General features: G+C 66.5%; 18 protein-coding genes. 11 read left to right on the plus strand and 7 right to left on the minus strand.

Going from position 1 to position 16,109, the window contains the following annotated elements; genetic code table 11:
* Positions 1-141: 141 nt before the first annotated feature.
* The gene (locus DYI37_RS03650; RefSeq protein WP_116682374.1) at positions 142-2,322 is read right to left on the minus strand and encodes a transglycosylase domain-containing protein; all 2,181 of its coding nucleotides are present in this window, start codon (positions 2,320-2,322) and stop codon (positions 142-144) included.
* Positions 2,323-2,459: 137 nt separating this feature from the next.
* Here DYI37_RS03650 and DYI37_RS03655 point away from each other — a divergent pair, with 137 nt between their 5' ends.
* Complete coding sequence (locus tag DYI37_RS03655; RefSeq protein ID WP_116681871.1) at positions 2,460-2,948, plus strand: YcgN family cysteine cluster protein; 489 nt, start codon at positions 2,460-2,462, stop codon at positions 2,946-2,948.
* Between the two features lie 27 nt (positions 2,949-2,975).
* Here the strand turns inward: DYI37_RS03655 and DYI37_RS03660 are convergent, their stop codons facing one another.
* Positions 2,976-3,503 carry a gamma-glutamylcyclotransferase gene (locus DYI37_RS03660; RefSeq protein ID WP_116681872.1) on the minus strand — a complete coding sequence of 176 codons (528 nt, stop codon included), beginning with the start codon at positions 3,501-3,503 and terminating at the stop codon, positions 2,976-2,978.
* 52 nt (positions 3,504-3,555) lie between these two features.
* Here DYI37_RS03660 and DYI37_RS03665 point away from each other — a divergent pair, with 52 nt between their 5' ends.
* The gene (locus DYI37_RS03665; protein ID WP_158555072.1) at positions 3,556-4,566 is read left to right on the plus strand and encodes a DUF2125 domain-containing protein; all 1,011 of its coding nucleotides are present in this window, start codon (positions 3,556-3,558) and stop codon (positions 4,564-4,566) included.
* A 46-nt stretch (positions 4,567-4,612) separates the two neighbouring features.
* Positions 4,613-5,131, plus strand: coding sequence for an ankyrin repeat domain-containing protein (locus DYI37_RS03670; RefSeq protein WP_116682375.1), 519 nt, complete (start codon positions 4,613-4,615; stop codon positions 5,129-5,131).
* A 33-nt stretch (positions 5,132-5,164) separates the two neighbouring features.
* Here DYI37_RS03670 and DYI37_RS20245 read toward each other — a convergent pair whose 3' ends face one another.
* Positions 5,165-5,383: a SlyX family protein gene (locus DYI37_RS20245; RefSeq protein ID WP_245413764.1), complete on the minus strand. Its 219-nt coding sequence runs from the start codon at positions 5,381-5,383 to the stop codon at positions 5,165-5,167.
* Between the two features lie 208 nt (positions 5,384-5,591).
* Here DYI37_RS20245 and DYI37_RS03680 point away from each other — a divergent pair, with 208 nt between their 5' ends.
* Positions 5,592-5,987, plus strand: coding sequence for a cytidine deaminase (locus tag DYI37_RS03680; protein ID WP_245413765.1), 396 nt, complete (start codon positions 5,592-5,594; stop codon positions 5,985-5,987).
* A gap of 82 nt (positions 5,988-6,069) precedes the next feature.
* Here DYI37_RS03680 and DYI37_RS03685 read toward each other — a convergent pair whose 3' ends face one another.
* The 4 genes from DYI37_RS03685 to DYI37_RS03700 all read right to left on the minus strand — a co-directional run bounded on the left by DYI37_RS03685 (position 6,070) and on the right by DYI37_RS03700 (position 9,307).
* Positions 6,070-6,618, minus strand: coding sequence for a retropepsin-like aspartic protease family protein (locus DYI37_RS03685; protein WP_116681875.1), 549 nt, complete (start codon positions 6,616-6,618; stop codon positions 6,070-6,072).
* 159 nt (positions 6,619-6,777) lie between these two features.
* Positions 6,778-7,407, minus strand: coding sequence for a uracil phosphoribosyltransferase (upp, locus tag DYI37_RS03690; protein ID WP_116681876.1), 630 nt, complete (start codon positions 7,405-7,407; stop codon positions 6,778-6,780).
* 51 nt (positions 7,408-7,458) lie between these two features.
* Positions 7,459-8,655: a phosphopentomutase gene (locus tag DYI37_RS03695; RefSeq protein WP_116681877.1), complete on the minus strand. Its 1,197-nt coding sequence runs from the start codon at positions 8,653-8,655 to the stop codon at positions 7,459-7,461.
* Positions 8,656-8,839: 184 nt separating this feature from the next.
* Positions 8,840-9,307: a pilus assembly protein N-terminal domain-containing protein gene (locus DYI37_RS03700; protein ID WP_116681878.1), complete on the minus strand. Its 468-nt coding sequence runs from the start codon at positions 9,305-9,307 to the stop codon at positions 8,840-8,842.
* A gap of 238 nt (positions 9,308-9,545) precedes the next feature.
* Here DYI37_RS03700 and DYI37_RS03705 point away from each other — a divergent pair, with 238 nt between their 5' ends.
* The 7 genes from DYI37_RS03705 (at position 9,546) to DYI37_RS03735 (ending at position 16,037) form a co-directional block, all read left to right on the plus strand.
* Complete coding sequence (locus DYI37_RS03705; protein ID WP_116681879.1) at positions 9,546-9,719, plus strand: Flp family type IVb pilin; 174 nt, start codon at positions 9,546-9,548, stop codon at positions 9,717-9,719.
* A gap of 207 nt (positions 9,720-9,926) precedes the next feature.
* Positions 9,927-10,433, plus strand: a complete 507-nt coding sequence (locus DYI37_RS03710; protein ID WP_116681880.1) for an A24 family peptidase — start codon at positions 9,927-9,929, stop codon at positions 10,431-10,433.
* 133 nt (positions 10,434-10,566) lie between these two features.
* Positions 10,567-11,499 (plus strand): phosphatase PAP2 family protein, encoded by a 933-nt coding sequence (locus tag DYI37_RS03715; protein ID WP_158555073.1) that lies wholly within the window; start codon positions 10,567-10,569, stop codon positions 11,497-11,499.
* 114 nt (positions 11,500-11,613) lie between these two features.
* Positions 11,614-12,438, plus strand: a complete 825-nt coding sequence (gene cpaB / locus DYI37_RS03720; protein WP_116681882.1) for a Flp pilus assembly protein CpaB — start codon at positions 11,614-11,616, stop codon at positions 12,436-12,438.
* 38 nt (positions 12,439-12,476) lie between these two features.
* On the plus strand, positions 12,477-14,054 hold the full coding sequence (locus DYI37_RS03725; protein ID WP_116682377.1) for a type II and III secretion system protein family protein: 1,578 nt from the start codon (positions 12,477-12,479) through the stop codon (positions 14,052-14,054).
* 19 nt (positions 14,055-14,073) lie between these two features.
* A complete protein-coding gene (locus tag DYI37_RS03730; RefSeq protein WP_116681883.1) occupies positions 14,074-14,760 on the plus strand; it encodes a CpaD family pilus assembly protein in 687 nt (228 codons plus the stop codon).
* Positions 14,760-16,037, plus strand: a complete 1,278-nt coding sequence (locus tag DYI37_RS03735) for a CpaE/TadZ family protein (protein ID WP_116681884.1) — start codon at positions 14,760-14,762, stop codon at positions 16,035-16,037. Before DYI37_RS03730 ends, DYI37_RS03735 begins: the two co-directional genes overlap by 1 nt.
* Positions 16,038-16,109 lie beyond the last annotated feature (72 nt).

Here is a 16,109-nt window from a genome sequence, read left to right on the forward strand (position 1 = left end):
TGCTTCCAACCGATCGTGGGGCGGGGTCTAGACGCAAAACGCGGGCGCGGCGAGCGACCGGCTGCGAAAAGCCGCGTTCGGGCCGGCGGTCCCGCGACGCGCGTGTTCGCCGCATCTGTCGGTCAGTCCCTCCACGGCAGGCTAGTTCTCGACCGTCTGCCGCTCGTCGCTCGATGCGGCGAGCGGGACGGGCTTCTCGGAGGCGGCGGAGGCGACCTGTTCGCCGGTCAACGGCGCCAGATCCTCGAACCGCGTGCCGATCTCCGACAGGACATGTTCGGCATCGGGTGTCAGCCCGGTCTGGCCGGCCGCGATCAGCGGATTGTCCACCGGCTCGCCCACATCGCGCCCGCCCTCGGGGAAAGGGTTGTCGATATAGGGGATCGGCTTCAGCTCGATGTTCTGGTGGGCCGCTTCCATGAAGCGCTGCCAGGTCATCGCTGGCAGCGAGCCGCCGGTGAGCTTCTTGGTCGGTCGGAAGCTGTCATTGCCGTACCAGACCGCGCCGACGAAATTGCCGGTGAAGCCGACGAACCAGCCGTCGCGATAGCCCTGGGTGGTGCCGGTCTTGCCGCCGGCGCGGGTCATGGAGAGCTGCGCGCGCCGTGCGGTGCCGGATTCGGTCACGCCGACGAGCATGTCGTTCATGTTCTTCGTGGCCTCCGGGTTCAGAAGTTCCCGGCGCGGCGGCAGATCGCGGCGCGCATCCCACAGGATGCGTCCCTCGGCGCTCGTCAGCTGCGAGATCGCATGCCGGTTCGGCGTATATCCGCCATTGGCGAAGACGGTATAGGCGGTCGCCTGATCGAGAACCGTCACCTCGGAGGTTCCGAGCGCCATGGTCTTGTCGCCGCGCAGATCGGACTCGATGCCCATCTCCTTGGCGAGCTTGACCGTGTTGTCGAAGCCGACCTTCTGATAGAGGCGCACGGCCGGAATGTTCAGCGAGCGGCCGAGCGCGCTCTTGAGCGTCACCCGTCCGGCGAAGGAGCGTCCGTAGTTCTGGGGCGCCCAGTTGCCGATGCGCAAGGGGCTGTCCATGATCGTGTCGTCGGGCTTCATGCCCTGCTGCATGGCCGTCGCGTAGACATAGACCTTGAATGAGGAGCCCGGCTGGCGAAGGGCGCGGGTCGCGCGGTTGAACTGGGACTGGCCGTAATCGCGCCCGCCGACCATGGCGCGCACGCCGCCATCGTCGGAGAGGACCACCATCGCGGCCTGCTCCACGTCGTAGGTCTTGCCGAACTGGCGCATGTTGTAGTCGACCGCCTCGTCGGCGAGAGCCTGGAGCTTCATGTCGATCGTGGTGCGCGCGACGAGATTGCGGGTGCCGAGATCGTTCTCGCGCACCAGCCGCTGGGTCTCCTCGAAGGCGTAGTCGAGGAAGTAGTCGGGCGACTGGCGCTGGGAGCGGTCCACCGCCGAGGCGGGCTGACGCCGGGCCGCGACCACCTGGCCCTCGGTCATGAAGCCGGCCTGGACGAGATTGGTCAGAACCTCGTTGGCGCGGGCGCGCGCCGCCGGCAGGTTGATGTGCGGGGCATATTTGGCCGGCGCCTTGAACAGGCCGGCGAGCATCGCGGCCTCGCCGAGATTGACGTCGCGGATCGACTTGTCGAAGTAGAATTCGGCCGCCGCCGCCGCTCCGAATGTGCCGCCGCCCATATAGGCGCGGTCGAGATACATCGCGAGGATCTCGCGCTTGGAAAGGTGCGTCTCGAGCCAGAGCGAGATGAACGCCTCGTTGATCTTGCGCTCCAGCGACTGCTCGGGCGACAGGAAGACGTTCTTGGCGAGCTGCTGGGTGAGCGTCGAGCCGCCCTGGACGACGCCGCCGGCTCTGGCGTTCTCGCCGAGCGCGCGGGCCAGGCCGAAGAAGTCGATGCCCCAGTGCTCGAAGAAGCGACGGTCCTCCGTCGCCAGCACCGCCTTGATGAACTGGTCCGGCAGTTCGTCGATCGGAACCGCGGCCGCGCGCAGGATGCCGCGCTGGCCGATCTCGTTGCCCTTGCGGTCGAGGAAGGTGACCGAGAAGTCCGCCTCCTCCGGAAGCCCGTTCGCCGTCATCCGCATCGCGGGCTGGGCGAGGAGAAGAAGCAGGATGAAGCCGGCGACGCCGAGCGTGAATCCTTCGCCGGCCAGCTCGAAGACGATCCTGTAGAAGCCGCGTGCGCGCATACGCCGCGACTGGATCGTCACGCCCTCCCACCACTGGGAGAAGCCGTTCCGGAAGCGGAACAGCGAGGAATCGATCCAGGCATCCACCTCGATGAGGCGCGAGGGAGTCTTATGGGATCGCTTGGGTTTCGGCTGGTCTGTCACGCGTCGGGTGCCGCCATGGGTCGAAATGCTGTATGGCCCGAACTGCAGAAGGACGGGCAATTCAAACTTCGCAGGATCGTCCCTTATCTATAATCCCGGCGGTAAAAAGTTGCGACACCAATTCAGAGAATTCGGCGATGCGTGAATCCGGCAACAAACCGTTCTGGCGGGAAAAGACGCTGGACGAGATGAGCGTCGAGGAGTGGGAATCCCTCTGCGACGGCTGCGGGCGCTGCTGCCTCAACAAGCTGGAGGATTTCGACACGGGCGAGATCGTCTGGACCAATGTGGCCTGCACCCTTCTCGACGATGCGACCTGCCGCTGCTCGAACTACGAGAGGCGGCACGAGACCGTTCCCGATTGCGTCGGCCTGACCCCCCGCACCGTTCGCGAGATCGGCTGGCTGCCGCCGAGCTGCGCCTACCGTCTGGTTGAGGAGGGGCGCGATCTCTACTGGTGGCACCATCTCGTCTCCGGCGACCGCGAGACGGTCCATCAGGCCGGCGTCTCGGTGCAGGGCCGCACGATCAGCGAAGACGGCATGCCGATCGAGGACTTCGAGGACCATCTGGTCGAATGGCCGGAAGAGGACCCGGGCGAGGGGGTGAGGCCGGCGCGGAACTGACCGCGACCGGCCTCGCCGGTCGACAAGTCAGCGCTTGAGGTGAGCGGCGACGGTTTCGAGCCAGGGATCGCGAAGGCCGAGGGCATGGATCTCGGTCAGCGCATTGGTCACGTATTCGACGTTCGGGCCGGACCGCCCATGGGCCGTCATGACGATGCGCGCAGCGTCCTCGGCCGCGATCTTGCCGCCATATTGCGGGTGGCCCCGATCGACGACATAGGTCACCGCGTGGACGCTGCCGCCGCCCGTCAGCCTGATCGAGACGGCCCGTTCCCGATAGACGTGGGTGACGAGTTCGCGGGCGCGCAGATAGGCCATGACCGCTTCGTGGTCGCGGCCCGCGACCCGGTAGGCCATGCCGACGCAGGAGCCGCCGCGGTCCAGCCCGAAGACGAGACCCGGCCGCTCCGGCGTGCCGCGATGGACATGGCTGCGCACGCAAAGAGACCGGTGGAAGCCGGCGAGCCGCGCGCTCCTGCGCTCCAGGTAGTCGAAGCCCGGGTTCCAGACGAGCGAGCCGTAACCGAACACCCAGAAGTCATCGTTTCCGCCCATTTGTATCCGCTATGTCGTTTCGTCCAAGCTCAATATGTCAAAGGGAGTTGCGGTGTCTTCGTCAACCTCGGAACCGCGCCGCGTCGCGCGCGCCTATCGCTGGATCATCGCGGTCGCGGTCCTTCTCGTCCTCGCGCTCACCGGCTTCTGGTTCTATGCCGCCCACGAACTCGACCGTCTCGTCTCCCGCCAGATCGCCGAGGCCGAGGCGCGCGGCGTCTCCATCACCTGCTCGGGGCAGGACGTCACCGGCTATCCGTTCCGAATCGGTCTCGTCTGCGACGATGTCGGGATCTCGAACCCGGCCGAGGGTCTGACCGTCGAAGGCGGCGCGTTCCGCAGTGCCGCCCAGATCTATCAGCCGAACCGGGTCGTCAGCGAACTCGACGCCCCGGTGCGCATCGAGATGGCGGGTGGTCCGGTGATCGATCTCGGCTGGAGCCTCGCCCAGGCAAGCACGAGCTTCTGGACCGAGGGGCTCGACCGCTTCTCGCTCCATACGGACGCCCCGACGACGACGATCGACGGCACCCCCGTCTATTCCGCCTCGGACGGCGAGCTGCATGCGCGCCGGCGCGACGGCGATCTCGACATCTCCGGGCGCCAGACGGGGGCGCGGGTCGAGCTTGCGGCGGCAAGCGCCGTTCCGGCCTTCGACCTCTCGACGGATCTGACCATCGCCGGCGCGGCGGACTGGCTGTCCGGGCGCGCGGCCGGCCAGACCCCGCTGGACCTCTTCGCTGGGCGCAGCGGCACCCTGCGCTCGCTCGCGCTCACCTTCGAAGGCGAGCCCTCCGGGGCCGAACTGTCGGGAGACTTTTCCTTTACGGATACCGGGCTCCTCAACGGCGATTTCGAACTCGCCCTGACCTCGCCCGAACGGCTTGCCGCGATCGTCGGTGAGGCCGTGCCGCAGGCGGCCTCGATCGCGCAGACGGTCGCATCGGTGGTGCCGTTCGTGGGCAGGACCGAGAACGGGCGGACCGTCCTGCGGATCAACGCCGACAATGGCCGGCTTTCGGCGGGCGTCCTGCCGCTCGGCCAGATCCCGCCGCTGCAATAGGAATACCGAAGCCTTCGCGCTCGAAACCAAGACCGAAAGGACGTCCATGAACGATGCACAGACACCCGATCAGGAGGTCGTCGATTTTGCCGGCCGCGTCTTCGGGGCCGCCCGGTCCGGCGACACGGAAACGCTCGCGCCGCTGCTCGAAGGGGGACTACCGGCGGATCTGCGCAACGAGAAGGGCGACACGCTGCTGATGCTCGCGAGCTATCACGGGCAGATCGAGGCGGTCCGCCTTCTGCTTCATCACGGCGCCGATCCGGGGCTTGCGAACGATCGGGGCCAGACGCCGCTCGCGGGCGCGATGTTCAAGGGCGAAGGGGCGATCGCCGAGCTCCTGATCGCCTCCGGGGCCGACGTGAACGACGGCGGGCCGTCCGGCAAGACGCCGGCGGTCATCGCGGCGATGTTCGACAGGGTGGAACTCCTGGCGATGCTCGCCGGTCGGGGCGCCGATCTCGACGCCCGGGGCGCGGATGGGACGAGCGCGCTCGATGCGGCCCGGATGATGGGGGCGGCGAAGGCGGTCGCCTATCTCGAAGGATCCTCCGGCCGGCGATGAGGCCGGCCGGTGTCTTCAGGGAACGAGCCGGTCTCAGTAGTGGGGCGGCTTGGTGATTTCCGGCCTGTTGCCGCCATCCTCGACCGCGCCGATCCGGTCGGTCAGGTGTTCCTGCTTGCGCTGGATCTGCCGGATCGCGGCGAACGCCTTGGCAAGCTCGTCCGACAATTCCTCGATCGTCTTGGCCTGATGGCTGGTCAGGACTTCCAGATCCTCCAGACGGCTGAGGATGGACGAATCGGTCTCGGCCACGGTCAACGCTCCGTTCGGATGTGAAGTTCGAGCCCGAGACTGGCGCGAAAACCGGGGTCTTGTCCACCATTTTCGCCGCCGAAGCGAGGCGCCCGGAGGTGGTGAAGGGCAACCGGTTGCCCGCAGCGGAAAACGGATGCCATCCCCCGCGCGATCGGATAGCCTCTTCCGACACCCGGTGATCCTTCGACAGAAAGCGAGTTCCTCAATGGCCGACGACCTCTTCGCCAAGGCACGGTCCGCCATGCGGAAGGCCCATGCGCCCTATTCGAAGTTCCCGGTTGGCGCGGCCCTGAGGACCACGGACGGGCGCATCTATGCCGGCTGCAACGTGGAATCGGTGAGCTTTCCCGAAGGCTGGTGCGCCGAGACGACGGCGATCGGCCATCTCGTGATGGATGGGGGCGGGCGGATCGCCGAACTCGCGGTGATCGCCGAGAAGCTCCCATTCTGCACCCCGTGCGGGGGATGCCGGCAGCGCATCGCCGAATTCGCCGATCCGCAGACGAAGATCCATCTCTGCGATCCGCAATCGGGCGAGAAGCGGACTACGACCATGGGCGAGCTTCTGCCCTTCGCCTTTGAGACCGAGGATCTCGGCTGACGGGGCGCTGCGCGCCGTGCGCTCGCGCCGTGACTGCGCAAGCCGTCGGCGTTTCCGGCACGCTTGTCGGCGTTCGAACCCGTCACCTCACCATGGTCAGGCGGCCGTCCTCCACGGAATAGCGCTTCAGCTCCGACAGGAAGCTCATGCCGATGAGGGTGATGCCGAGCGCTCCGTCCTCGAGGATGAGGGCGTCGGCGCCTCGTACGGCGATCGGTCCGATCTCGATCCGATCGATCCGGGCCCGCGCGGCTCTTGCCGTGCCGTTGGCGGTCTTCACCTCGGCCGTCCAGTCGCCCGGCGCGGGATAGATGCCGATCCGGGCGGCGACCGATTTCGGGATGGCGACGCGGCTCGCGCCCGTATCGATGAGCACCTCGCTCGCCATGCCGTTGAGGCGCGCCTTCGTCACGAAGTGGCCGGACGCATCGGCATCGAGCGTGACCGACGGACCGCCGGTCATGCCCATAGCGGCGGTGTCCGGGCCGATGTTCGCCTCCACCACCGCCGTCTTCGGCTCCACCAGTTCAAGCCCTGCGCGATTGTCCTTCACATAGGTCTCGTAGACCGAAGGAATCGCGAGCCCGCCGAAGGAGCAGACTGACAGGAGGACGATCGCGCGATTGAGCATGGGCCGGTCCGGAAGCGGTTCGATATCGCCTCCGAACCTAAACCGGGTGAGCCTTACGAAGGATCAAGGACGGGCCTGCTCGCGCTTTTTCGCTCGCAGCGGTGAACGGCGTCCTAACGCACCCGGCCCCTCGCGGCCGTGCTCGGACCCGGCCGAGGGCTATTTGGTGCCGTACATGCGGTCGCCCGCATCGCCGAGGCCCGGCACGATATAGCCGTTCTCGTCGAGATGGCTGTCGATCGAGGCGGTGAAGACCGGAACGTCCGGATGAGCCTTGGTGAAGCGTTCGAGCCCGTCGGGGGCGGCGAGGAGGCACAGGAAGCGCATGTTCGAGGCGCCCTGCTGCTTCAGCCGCTCCACCGCGAGAATCGCCGAATTGGCGGTGGCGAGCATGGGATCGACGACGATGGTCAGCCGGTCGGCCATGCTTTCGGGGGCCTTGAAATAGTATTCGACCGGCTCCAGCGTCTCCTCGTTCCGGTAGAGGCCCACATGGGCGACGCGGGCGGCCGGCACGAGGTCGAGCATGCCTTCGAGGAGACCGTTTCCGGCCCTGAGGATCGAGGCGAAGACGAGCTTCTTGCCCTCGAGAAGCGGCGCCTGCATCTCGCACATGGGCGTTTCGATCGTCTCGTGGGTGATCTTCAGGTCGCGCGTCACCTCGTAACAGAGGAGCGTCGAGATCTCGCGCAGGAGCCGGCGGAATGAGGCCGTCGAGGTCTCCTTCTTGCGCATCAGGCTCAGCTTGTGCTGCACGAGGGGGTGGTCGATGATGGTGACGCCGTCCATGAGATCTTCCGTCGTGTTGTCGGCGCGGCGAGGCGGCTCGCTCGCGCCGTGTCAGAGAAACGAAGTGCCGAACCGGCCGGGGCCGAGGTCCAGATGGACGCCGATGCTCGCGCCGATATCGGCAAAGCTCGTCCTCACTCCGATGTCGTGAGGCGCGATCGACGGTCCGAAGGCCAGAATCGGCACCTCTTCGCGGGTGTGATCGGTTCCGGGGAAGGTCGGATCGCAGCCGTGGTCAGCGGTAAGCACGCAAAGATCGCCCGGATCAAGCGCCGCCTCGATCTCGGGCAGCCGCGCGTCGAACGCCTCGAGGGCCGCGGCATAGCCGGCGACGTCGCGGCGGTGGCCGTAGACCATGTCGAAATCGACGAGATTGGAGACGACGAGATCGCCGCTCCGCGCCCTGCCGATCGCGGCGAGGGTCGCGTCGACGAGGGCCATGTTGCCGTCGGCCTTCAGCACTTCGCTCACGCCGCGATGGGCGAAGATGTCGGCGATCTTGCCGACGGCGAAGACGCATCGTCCGCCTGCCGTCGCCCGGTCGAGAAGCGTCTCGCCGGGCGGCGGGACCGAGAAGTCGCGCCGGTTCGCCGTCCGCCTGAACGTCTCGGCGCTCTCCCCCGTGAAGGGCCGCGCGATGACCCGAGCGATGTTGAGCGGATCGCAGTGCCTGCGTGCGGTCTCGCACAGCGCCATCAGGCGTTCGAGGCCGAAATGGGTCTCGTGGGCGGCGATCTGCAGCACCGAATCGGTCGAGGTATAGAAAATCGGCTTGCCGGTCCGCACGCTCTCCTCTCCCTCTTCGCGTAGGATATCCGTGCCCGAGGCGTGCCGGTCGCCGAGAATGCCCGGGATATGGCTGTCATCCATGATCTGGCGGATCAGCGAAGCGGGAAAGGCGGGGCGGGTCTTCGGGAAGGTCCCCCATTCGAAAGGGACCGGCGCGCCGGCGATCTCCCAGTGGCCGGAGGGCGTGTCCTTGCTGCGCGAGATCTCCCGCGCCCGCCCGTGGATCGCCTCGGCGGCGCCCCCGTCGGTCTCGATGCCGGCAGCATGGAAGAGGCCGAGGCGTTTCAGGTTCGGAATGTGGAGCGGACCTGATCGCAGGCCGGTGCGGGTCGCCGCCCCGCTCTCGCAGGCTTTCAGGATGGAGCCGAACGTGTTCGCGCCCGCGTCGCCGAAATCGCCCGCATCGGGCGCTGCCCCGATGCCGAAGGAATCCAGAACGATGATGATGGCCCTTGGCACCGATGCCTCCGCGACATGTCTTGCGCGGTGGAAACTAAAGCATCGGGACGAAAAGTGGACCCGGTGTGCGGATCGTCCGATCCTTCGTCAAGCAATGAAAGCCCCGGACCCGATGCGCGATCGGGGCCGAAGCTTGGAGGAATGCTGCGCGAGGACGGGGGCGACTGCCGAAGAACCCGGACGCCTATTTCGCCGCAGTCTCCGCGATGCCGCGGCGTACATTGTACTGATCGGAGGCGGCGGTGAACACGGACTCGTTGTCGCCGATCGTCACGGTCGGTTCGCATTTCGGCGCGCAGGCATAGGTCTGGCGCTGCGCCTGCCGATAGATGCGGACGGTGTTGTCCTCGAAGGTATGAACCGCGACCTGCTCGTCCATGAGCACCTCGTTGTTGCGGTCGAGAACGATCACATTGGTGATGCCGTAGCTCTTGCCCGTGAGGACGAGGCGCGATCCGCTCAGGACCTCGACATCGACGATCGCCGGATTGCCGATGATCACCGTGCCGGCCCCGCGATCGATCTCCAGGATCTTGGCATGATCCACCTCCACGGAGAGGAGGGGGTCCGAGGCGAGCGCTCCGCTCGTGCCGAGGGCGCCGAGGCAGGCTGCAAGGAGCGCGAAACCGGTCGTGCGGAGAAGGGCGGTCATGGGCGGTCCTGGCAAATGACGGTGGAGAGAAGGATGGCGTCAATCTGCCCGATCGTGATGAATGGAGCGTAAAGACGCTCTTTACGCTGCGTTAACCATGCCCGCAGCGGGGGGGCGGGCCGCATTTCTCAAGTCGGCCGTTAAGAGCGGAGAAAGATCACGGCGCTAGGTTGCTGTCATCCGATCGATGAGAACAAGTCGACGGGCGTGCTGTCGAAATCAACGAAAGGGGACTTCCATGTCCAAGATGTTCAGCCGTTTTCTGAAGAACGAATCCGGCGCAACCGCCATCGAATACGCTCTGATCGCCGGTCTCATGGCCGTTGTCTGCATCAGCGCCATCACCGCGCTCGGCACGACCATGGAGAACACCTTCGAGACGATCAAGAACGCTCTCGCGCCTGCCAGCTAATCCTCATCGGTCGCCGGCATCGGGCTCCCGTCCGATGCCGCGACCGGGAGATCGAGCCCGCTCTCGTAGAGGGAGCCTTGCCACGCGACGACCGCGCGGGGCTCCATCGGTCGAAGACACGTCTCGGTCAGGAATGTCGGCAACCGGTCGTGATCCGCATGGCCGGTTGCTTTCGTCTTGCATGATCCGCCAGCCGGGAGCTTCGATATGAGCCTCGCTTATCTCTTTCTGGTGTTCTATTTCGCAGCCTGCCTCTCGGCCGCCGCGGTTTCGGACATCCTGACGATGACGATCCCCAATCGGCTCTGCCTGCTGCTTGCCGCCGGCTTTCCCCTCGCGGCCTATCTGTCCGGCATGTCCCTCGAGACGGCCGCTCTCCACATGGCCTTCGGCCTTGCCGCCTTCGTCATGGGCTTCGCCCTCTTCGCCCTCAACGTCTTCGGGGGCGGGGACGCCAAGCTGATGGCCGCGACCGCCTTCTGGATCGGTCCCGAGGCAGCCCTGCCGTTCGTGTTCGACGCGACGATCGTGGGCGGCATCATGGCGATCGCCATGATCTATGTCAGGTCCATCGCGGTTCCGGCGACGGGTATCGTCTTCGCCGACCGACTTCTGTCGAGGGAAACCGGCATCCCCTTCGGCGTGGCGCTGGCCTTCGCGGGCCTTCACGCCTATGCGCAGGGGCCCTTCCTGGACGCGGCTCTGCGCTTCTGATCTGCCGCAGCGAAGCGTCTCACTTAGAACCGCCGGCTTTCGGCCGGCCCGTCCGCCCTTTCATCGGCCCGTCCTGCGGACGGGTCCGGCGACCTCGTCTCTGATGCGGTCGCGTCACGCGGGAGCCCCGCCGATGTTCGTGACCCGGTGCGAGAAATGGCTCGCCGGTATCGCGGCGATCGCCATCGCCCTCAGCGCGGTCCTCCTCGTCCGCAAGGCGGTGTCCGTCGAAAGCGGCGGCCTCGTCTTTCTCGCGATCTGCGGCGCGCTCATGCTCGCCATCGGCTTGGTCTACCGTATCACCGGACGAAGCCTCGCCATCGGGACCGTCGCGATCGGTATCGCCCTTCTGCTGGTGGTCACGGCAGCCCTTGCGACGCTGAACCTCCTGCTGCTGCCGCTATCGGGCGGGACCCATGACGATGCTCTCGTCAGAATGGACGCGCTGATCGGCTTCGACTGGCGGGAGGCCATGGAGTTCGCGGCCCGGTATCCTCTGGCCTGCGAGATCCTGCGCTACGTCTATCAGAGCACGAGCATCCAACTCGTCGTGCTGCTGCTCGTTCTCGGTTTTTCCGGCCGGCAGGCCGAATTCGACCGTCTTCTCCTCTGCTACACCTTCGCGGCGATCGGCGTGGTGGCCTGGTGGACGCTCTGGCCGAGCCTTGGGACCATGGCCTACTATGAATTGCCGCAGGCCGTCGTCGCGGCCGTGAACCCCGTCGTCGATCCGGCCTATGGAGCGCTTCTGCGCAAGGTCTCGGAGGTCGGCGTCACGGTGATCGATCCCGTCCGGACCCTGGGTCTCGTCGCCTTTCCCTCCTTCCACACCGTGCTCGCCCTTCTGGCGATCGTCTCGGCCGCCTCGGTGCGCTGGCTGTTTCCTCCGATGCTCGTTCTGAACCTTCTGATGCTGCCGGCGGTCGTCATCCATGGTGGCCACCACCTCTTCGACCTGATCGGTGGCGCGGTCGCCTTCCTTCTGGCCATGGCGCTGACCGATGCGGTGCTCCTGCGCGGCGCGGCGCCGCGCGCCCGAAGGGAACTTGCCGCACGGGTCAGTTGAAATCCCAACCGACGAAATCTTTCACGGTCCGTTAACCATACATTGATGATTGCCGAGCAATAACACCCCTAGAGGGCCCGAAGACCGATCGGGCATGACGCAGGGGAAGGCTCGATGAACCGAAGTCAGATCATCGTTATCGCAGTCGCGGGCCTCGCCGCCGTGGGCGCCGGTTTCCTCGCACTCAATCTTGCGACGCCGGAGCCCTCGGAGACGGTGATCATCACCGCATCCCCGGCACAGCCTCCCGTCAAGCTCGAGGACGTCCTCGTCTCCTCGGGCGACGTTCCGATGGGGGCTCGCATCGCCGCATCCGGCTTCTCCTGGCAGAAATGGCCGGTGGACGGGATCGGCGGCGGCTTCATCATGAAGACCAGCCGACCCGACGCCATCGAGGAACTGAGCGGCACGATCGCCCGGCAGGCCTTCTTTTCGGGCGAGCCAGTTCGCGAAGCCAAGCTGATCAAGTCGGATTCCGGATTTCTCTCCGCTCTCCTGCCCGCCGGCAAGCGCGCCGTCGCCGTGCAGATCGCGGCCGCAACGGCCGCAGGCGGCTTCATCCTTCCCAACGACCATGTCGACGTGATCATGACCCGGCGCAAGGAATCGCCGGAGGGTGGGGAGCCGCAGATCATCACCGAGACGGTGCTGCGCAATCTCAGGGTCCTCGCCATCGACCAGACCGTCGAGGATGCCGACGGCCAGCGGACCGTCCTCGGCTCCGTCGCGACGCTCGAGGTGGATGCTCCCCAGGCCGAGGCCCTGACGGCGGCCCAGCAGATCGCCGATCGCTTCGTTCTCTCCCTGCGCTCTCTCGCCGATTCGATCCCGGGTTCGGAGGGCTATGCCGCCTTCCTTCTCGCCGAGGAAAAGGCCCGCAACAGCGACGTGCGCATCGTGCGCTACGGAAACGTCCAGGACGTGAAGGTGCCGCAATGACCGCTGCCCCCATTCGAACCAAGGCAAAGGAGCCGGCGATGACGATCAGTGCCTTCCTGCGGACCCTCTGCATCTCGGCGGCGCTCGCGGGAGCTGTCGTCGGCACGCCCCTGCCGGCCATGGCCGACGAGAACTACGTCCCCGTGGGCATGGGCAACACGACGATCCAGCTCGGCCTCGACAAGTCCAAGGTGATCGAGCTTTCCGCCGACGCCCACGACATCCTCGTCGCCAATCCCTCGGTCGCCGACGCCCTGACGCGCGACAAGCGCCACATCTACCTCTTCGGCAAGCAGGTCGGACAGACCAATCTCATCGTCTTCGACAAGGCCAACCGCCAGATCGCCTCGATCGAGATCCGGATCGAGCGCGACGTGACGGGGCTGGCCGCTGCGATCCGCCGCTACGTGCCGGACTCCGACGTCACCGTCGAGATCATGAACGACAACGTCGTCCTCACCGGCCGCGTGCGCACCCCGCTCGACGCCAAGCGCGTCGGCCAGATCGCCGGCGCCTATCTGACGGGCGGCGAGGCGACGACGGGCAACTACATCCGGCAGGCCTCGGCCGGCGGCGAAGCCAATGGCGGCGCGGACGTCGCCTTTGCGAGCGAGTCCCGGCGCGAGAGCCAGATCATCAACCTCCTCCAGATCGAGGGCGAGGATCAGGTCACGCTGAAGGTCACGGTCGCCGAAGTGCAGCGGTCCGTGGTCAAGCAGCTCGGCCTCGACGGCGCGGTGTCCACCGCGATCGACGGGGTGACCTTCGGCGCGGTGACGGACAACGTCTTCGGCCTCGGCAACGCGCTCGGCGGACAGTTCGCGGGCCTCGGCTACAACAACGGTTCGACCGATGTGTCGACCCAGCTGCGCGCCATGGAGCAAGCCGGCGTCATGCGCACGCTCGCCGAACCCAGCCTGACGGCGATCTCGGGCGAGAGCGCGAGCTTCAAGGTCGGCGGCGAGTTCTCGGTGCCGAGCGGACGGGATTTCACGCCCGAAAAGCGGACGAATATCCGCGACGCGAACGGCCGCGTCGTCGATGTCGAGATCGAGGACGGCCAGTACACCCTCAATTCCCGCAACGTCGAATACGGCATCGGTCTCGATTTCACGCCCGTCGTCCTGTCCCCGGGCCGCATCAGCCTCAAGCTGCGCACGAGCGTTTCCGAGCCCACCTTCGAAAGCCCGTTCAATCTCGGCAGCGATCAGAAGTCCAGGATCCCGGCGACGGCGGTCATCGGCATCAGGAAGCGCCTCGCCGATACCACGGTCGAATTGCCATCGGGCGGCTCCCTCGTCATCGCCGGTCTCGTGCGCGACGAGGTCCGCCAGGTGATCTCCGGCTTCCCGGGCCTCTCCAAGCTCCCGATCCTCGGCAGCCTGTTCCGCTCGCGCGACTTCCAGCGTTACGAAACGGAACTCGTCATCATCGTCACCCCCTATCTGGTGCGCCCGGTCGCCCGCGAGGCGCTCGCCCGTCCCGACGACGGTCTCGCCTTCTCGAGCGATGGCGCGGGCAATTTCCTCGGCCGCATCAACCGCATCTACGGCCATTCCGAAACCCAATTGCCGCCCGGCCGCTACCACGGGGTCGTCGGCTATATCTACAAGTGAACCGGGAGACGCCTGCGCCATGAGACCCTCGTTCGCCCGGCCCCTCGCAGCCGCATCGCTCCTCGGCCTGCTCCTTGCGGCAGGCGGCTGCGGAAACGTCCATCACATCGAGGTCGGCTCGATCCCGGACGACTACCGCACCCGTCATCCGATCGTCGTCTCGGAATCCGAGACGGCCATCGACATCCCCATCGTAAGCGGCGACCGAAGGCTTGCGACCGCCGACGCCTCGCGTGTCCAGGACTTCGCCGGCCGGTTCCGGATGTCGGGTGCCGACACCATGGCCGTGCTGGTTCCTTACGGCTCGCGCAACTCGGCCGCCGCCTCGCTCGTCGCCCACGAAGCGCTGGCCGTCCTCGCCAGATCCGGCGTCTCCCGCGACCGCGTGATCCTGCAGAGCTATGCCGCCCACGATGCGCTGCGGCCGACGCCGATCCGTCTCGCCTTCGCGACGCTGACGGCGAAGACCGCACCCTGCGGCCGCTGGCCGAGCGATCTCGGCGATACGTCGGAGAACGAGAACTACTTCAACTTCGGCTGCGCGAGCCAGCAGAACCTCGCGGCCCAGATCGCCGATCCGCGCGATCTTCTTTCACCGCGCGGCATGGGACCGGTCGACGGCGAGCGTCGCGACACGGTCATCGAGAAATACCGCAAGGGCGAGAGCTTCACCTCCAGCAGGCCCCGAATGGAAAGCGCTTACTGATGGCCGATCTGTCCCGTTCCGATATCGCCGATCCGCACTCGGACGACCCCTCCGCCGAGGTCGTCGAGAACATCCGGCCGATCCCCCGTGTCTCGATCCAGGCCTTCTGCGAAAGCGACGGCGTGCGCAAGACGCTCGAAACCGCCAGCGTGGATCGCCGCGTCTCAAAGACGAACTTCAAGGTGAACATGGGCGGCCTGCGTGCGGCGCTCGACCATTTCGCCTCGGCGCCGACGCCGAACCTCGTCATCCTGGAGGCTCGCCTGAGTTCGGTGGACCTCATGGCGGCCCTCGACAGGCTCGCCGACGTCTGCGATCCGGGCTCCAAGGTCGTCGTCATCGGCCACGACAACGACGTCCATCTGTATCGCGAGCTCCTGCGCTGCGGGGTCTCGGAATATCTCGTCGCCCCGATCTCGATGGCCGATATTCTCGGCGCGATCTCCGATATCTTCGTCAGCGGCGCCGAGGAGCCGCTCGGCCGCTCCATCGCCTTTCTCGGCGCGCGGGGCGGGGTGGGGTCCTCCACCGTCGCCCACAACGCCATCTGGGCGATCTCGACCCTGTTCGAGACCGAATCCATCCTCGTCGATTGCGACCTGCCCTTCGGCACGGCCAATATCGATTTCGACCGCGATCCCCCGCAGGGCGTCTTCGAGGCGCTCGCCTCGTCCGCCGAAATGGACGAGACCCTTCTCGACCGCCTCCTGTCCAAGTGCGGAAGCCATCTGTCGCTTCTTGCCGCGCCCTCCGTACTCGACCGGACCTACGAGTTCGAGGTGGAGGCCTATCGGATCCTTCTCGAGGCCGCGACCCGCACCGCGCCGATCGTCGCGCTCGACCTGCCGCATGTCTGGAGCGACTGGACGCGCGCGGTCCTCGCCGAGGTGGACCAGGTGGTCATCACCGCGACGCCGGATCTGGCCAATCTGCGCAACGGCAAGAACCTCGTCGAGACGCTGGCCAAGCTGAGGCCGAACGATACCCCGCCGATCCTGGTCCTCAACCAGGTCGGCATGCCCAAGCGTCCGGAAATCAGCATCGCGGAGTTCTGCGAGCCGCTGAATCTGGAACCCGCGATCCAGATCGGCTTCGACCCGCAGGTGTTCGGCGAGGCGGCGAATGGCGGGCTGATGATCCGCCAGAGCGCGCCCAAGAGCCCCATCGCGGACCATTTCGACGAACTCGCCTATCGCCTGACGTCGCGGTCCGGGCCGAAGATCCGCAAGAAGCCGAGCCTCCTCGACAGGCTGGGCCTGCGCAAGTCGGCCGCCTGAGGCGCTTCCTCGGCCGAGGGGTCGCGGATGCGGAGGCCTGCTCCGCGCCCGCGATCCACCCGGCCGACCCCT

Source organism: Fulvimarina endophytica, from assembly GCF_003403015.1.
Classification (GTDB): domain Bacteria; phylum Pseudomonadota; class Alphaproteobacteria; order Rhizobiales; family Rhizobiaceae; genus Fulvimarina; species Fulvimarina endophytica.

Bases quoted from the DNA above. Each gene is read 5' to 3' on its own strand.
- DYI37_RS03735 (WP_116681884.1), top strand. From the start codon at position 14,760: ATGGCCGATCTGTCCCGTTCCGATATCGCCGATCCGCACTCGGACGAC.
- DYI37_RS03680 (WP_245413765.1), top strand. From the start codon at position 5,592: ATGGCCGACGACCTCTTCGCCAAGGCACGGTCCGCCATGCGGAAGGCC.
- DYI37_RS03705 (WP_116681879.1), top strand. From the start codon at position 9,546: ATGTCCAAGATGTTCAGCCGTTTTCTGAAGAACGAATCCGGCGCAACC.
- DYI37_RS03715 (WP_158555073.1), top strand. From the start codon at position 10,567: ATGTTCGTGACCCGGTGCGAGAAATGGCTCGCCGGTATCGCGGCGATC.
- DYI37_RS03710 (WP_116681880.1), top strand. From the start codon at position 9,927: ATGAGCCTCGCTTATCTCTTTCTGGTGTTCTATTTCGCAGCCTGCCTC.
- DYI37_RS03730 (WP_116681883.1), top strand. From the start codon at position 14,074: ATGAGACCCTCGTTCGCCCGGCCCCTCGCAGCCGCATCGCTCCTCGGC.
- upp (WP_116681876.1), bottom strand. From the start codon at position 7,407: ATGGACGGCGTCACCATCATCGACCACCCCCTCGTGCAGCACAAGCTG.
- DYI37_RS03685 (WP_116681875.1), bottom strand. From the start codon at position 6,618: ATGCTCAATCGCGCGATCGTCCTCCTGTCAGTCTGCTCCTTCGGCGGG.
- DYI37_RS03670 (WP_116682375.1), top strand. From the start codon at position 4,613: ATGAACGATGCACAGACACCCGATCAGGAGGTCGTCGATTTTGCCGGC.
- DYI37_RS03660 (WP_116681872.1), bottom strand. From the start codon at position 3,503: ATGGGCGGAAACGATGACTTCTGGGTGTTCGGTTACGGCTCGCTCGTC.
- DYI37_RS03655 (WP_116681871.1), top strand. From the start codon at position 2,460: ATGCGTGAATCCGGCAACAAACCGTTCTGGCGGGAAAAGACGCTGGAC.
- DYI37_RS03700 (WP_116681878.1), bottom strand. From the start codon at position 9,307: ATGACCGCCCTTCTCCGCACGACCGGTTTCGCGCTCCTTGCAGCCTGC.
- cpaB (WP_116681882.1), top strand. From the start codon at position 11,614: ATGAACCGAAGTCAGATCATCGTTATCGCAGTCGCGGGCCTCGCCGCC.
- DYI37_RS03725 (WP_116682377.1), top strand. From the start codon at position 12,477: ATGACGATCAGTGCCTTCCTGCGGACCCTCTGCATCTCGGCGGCGCTC.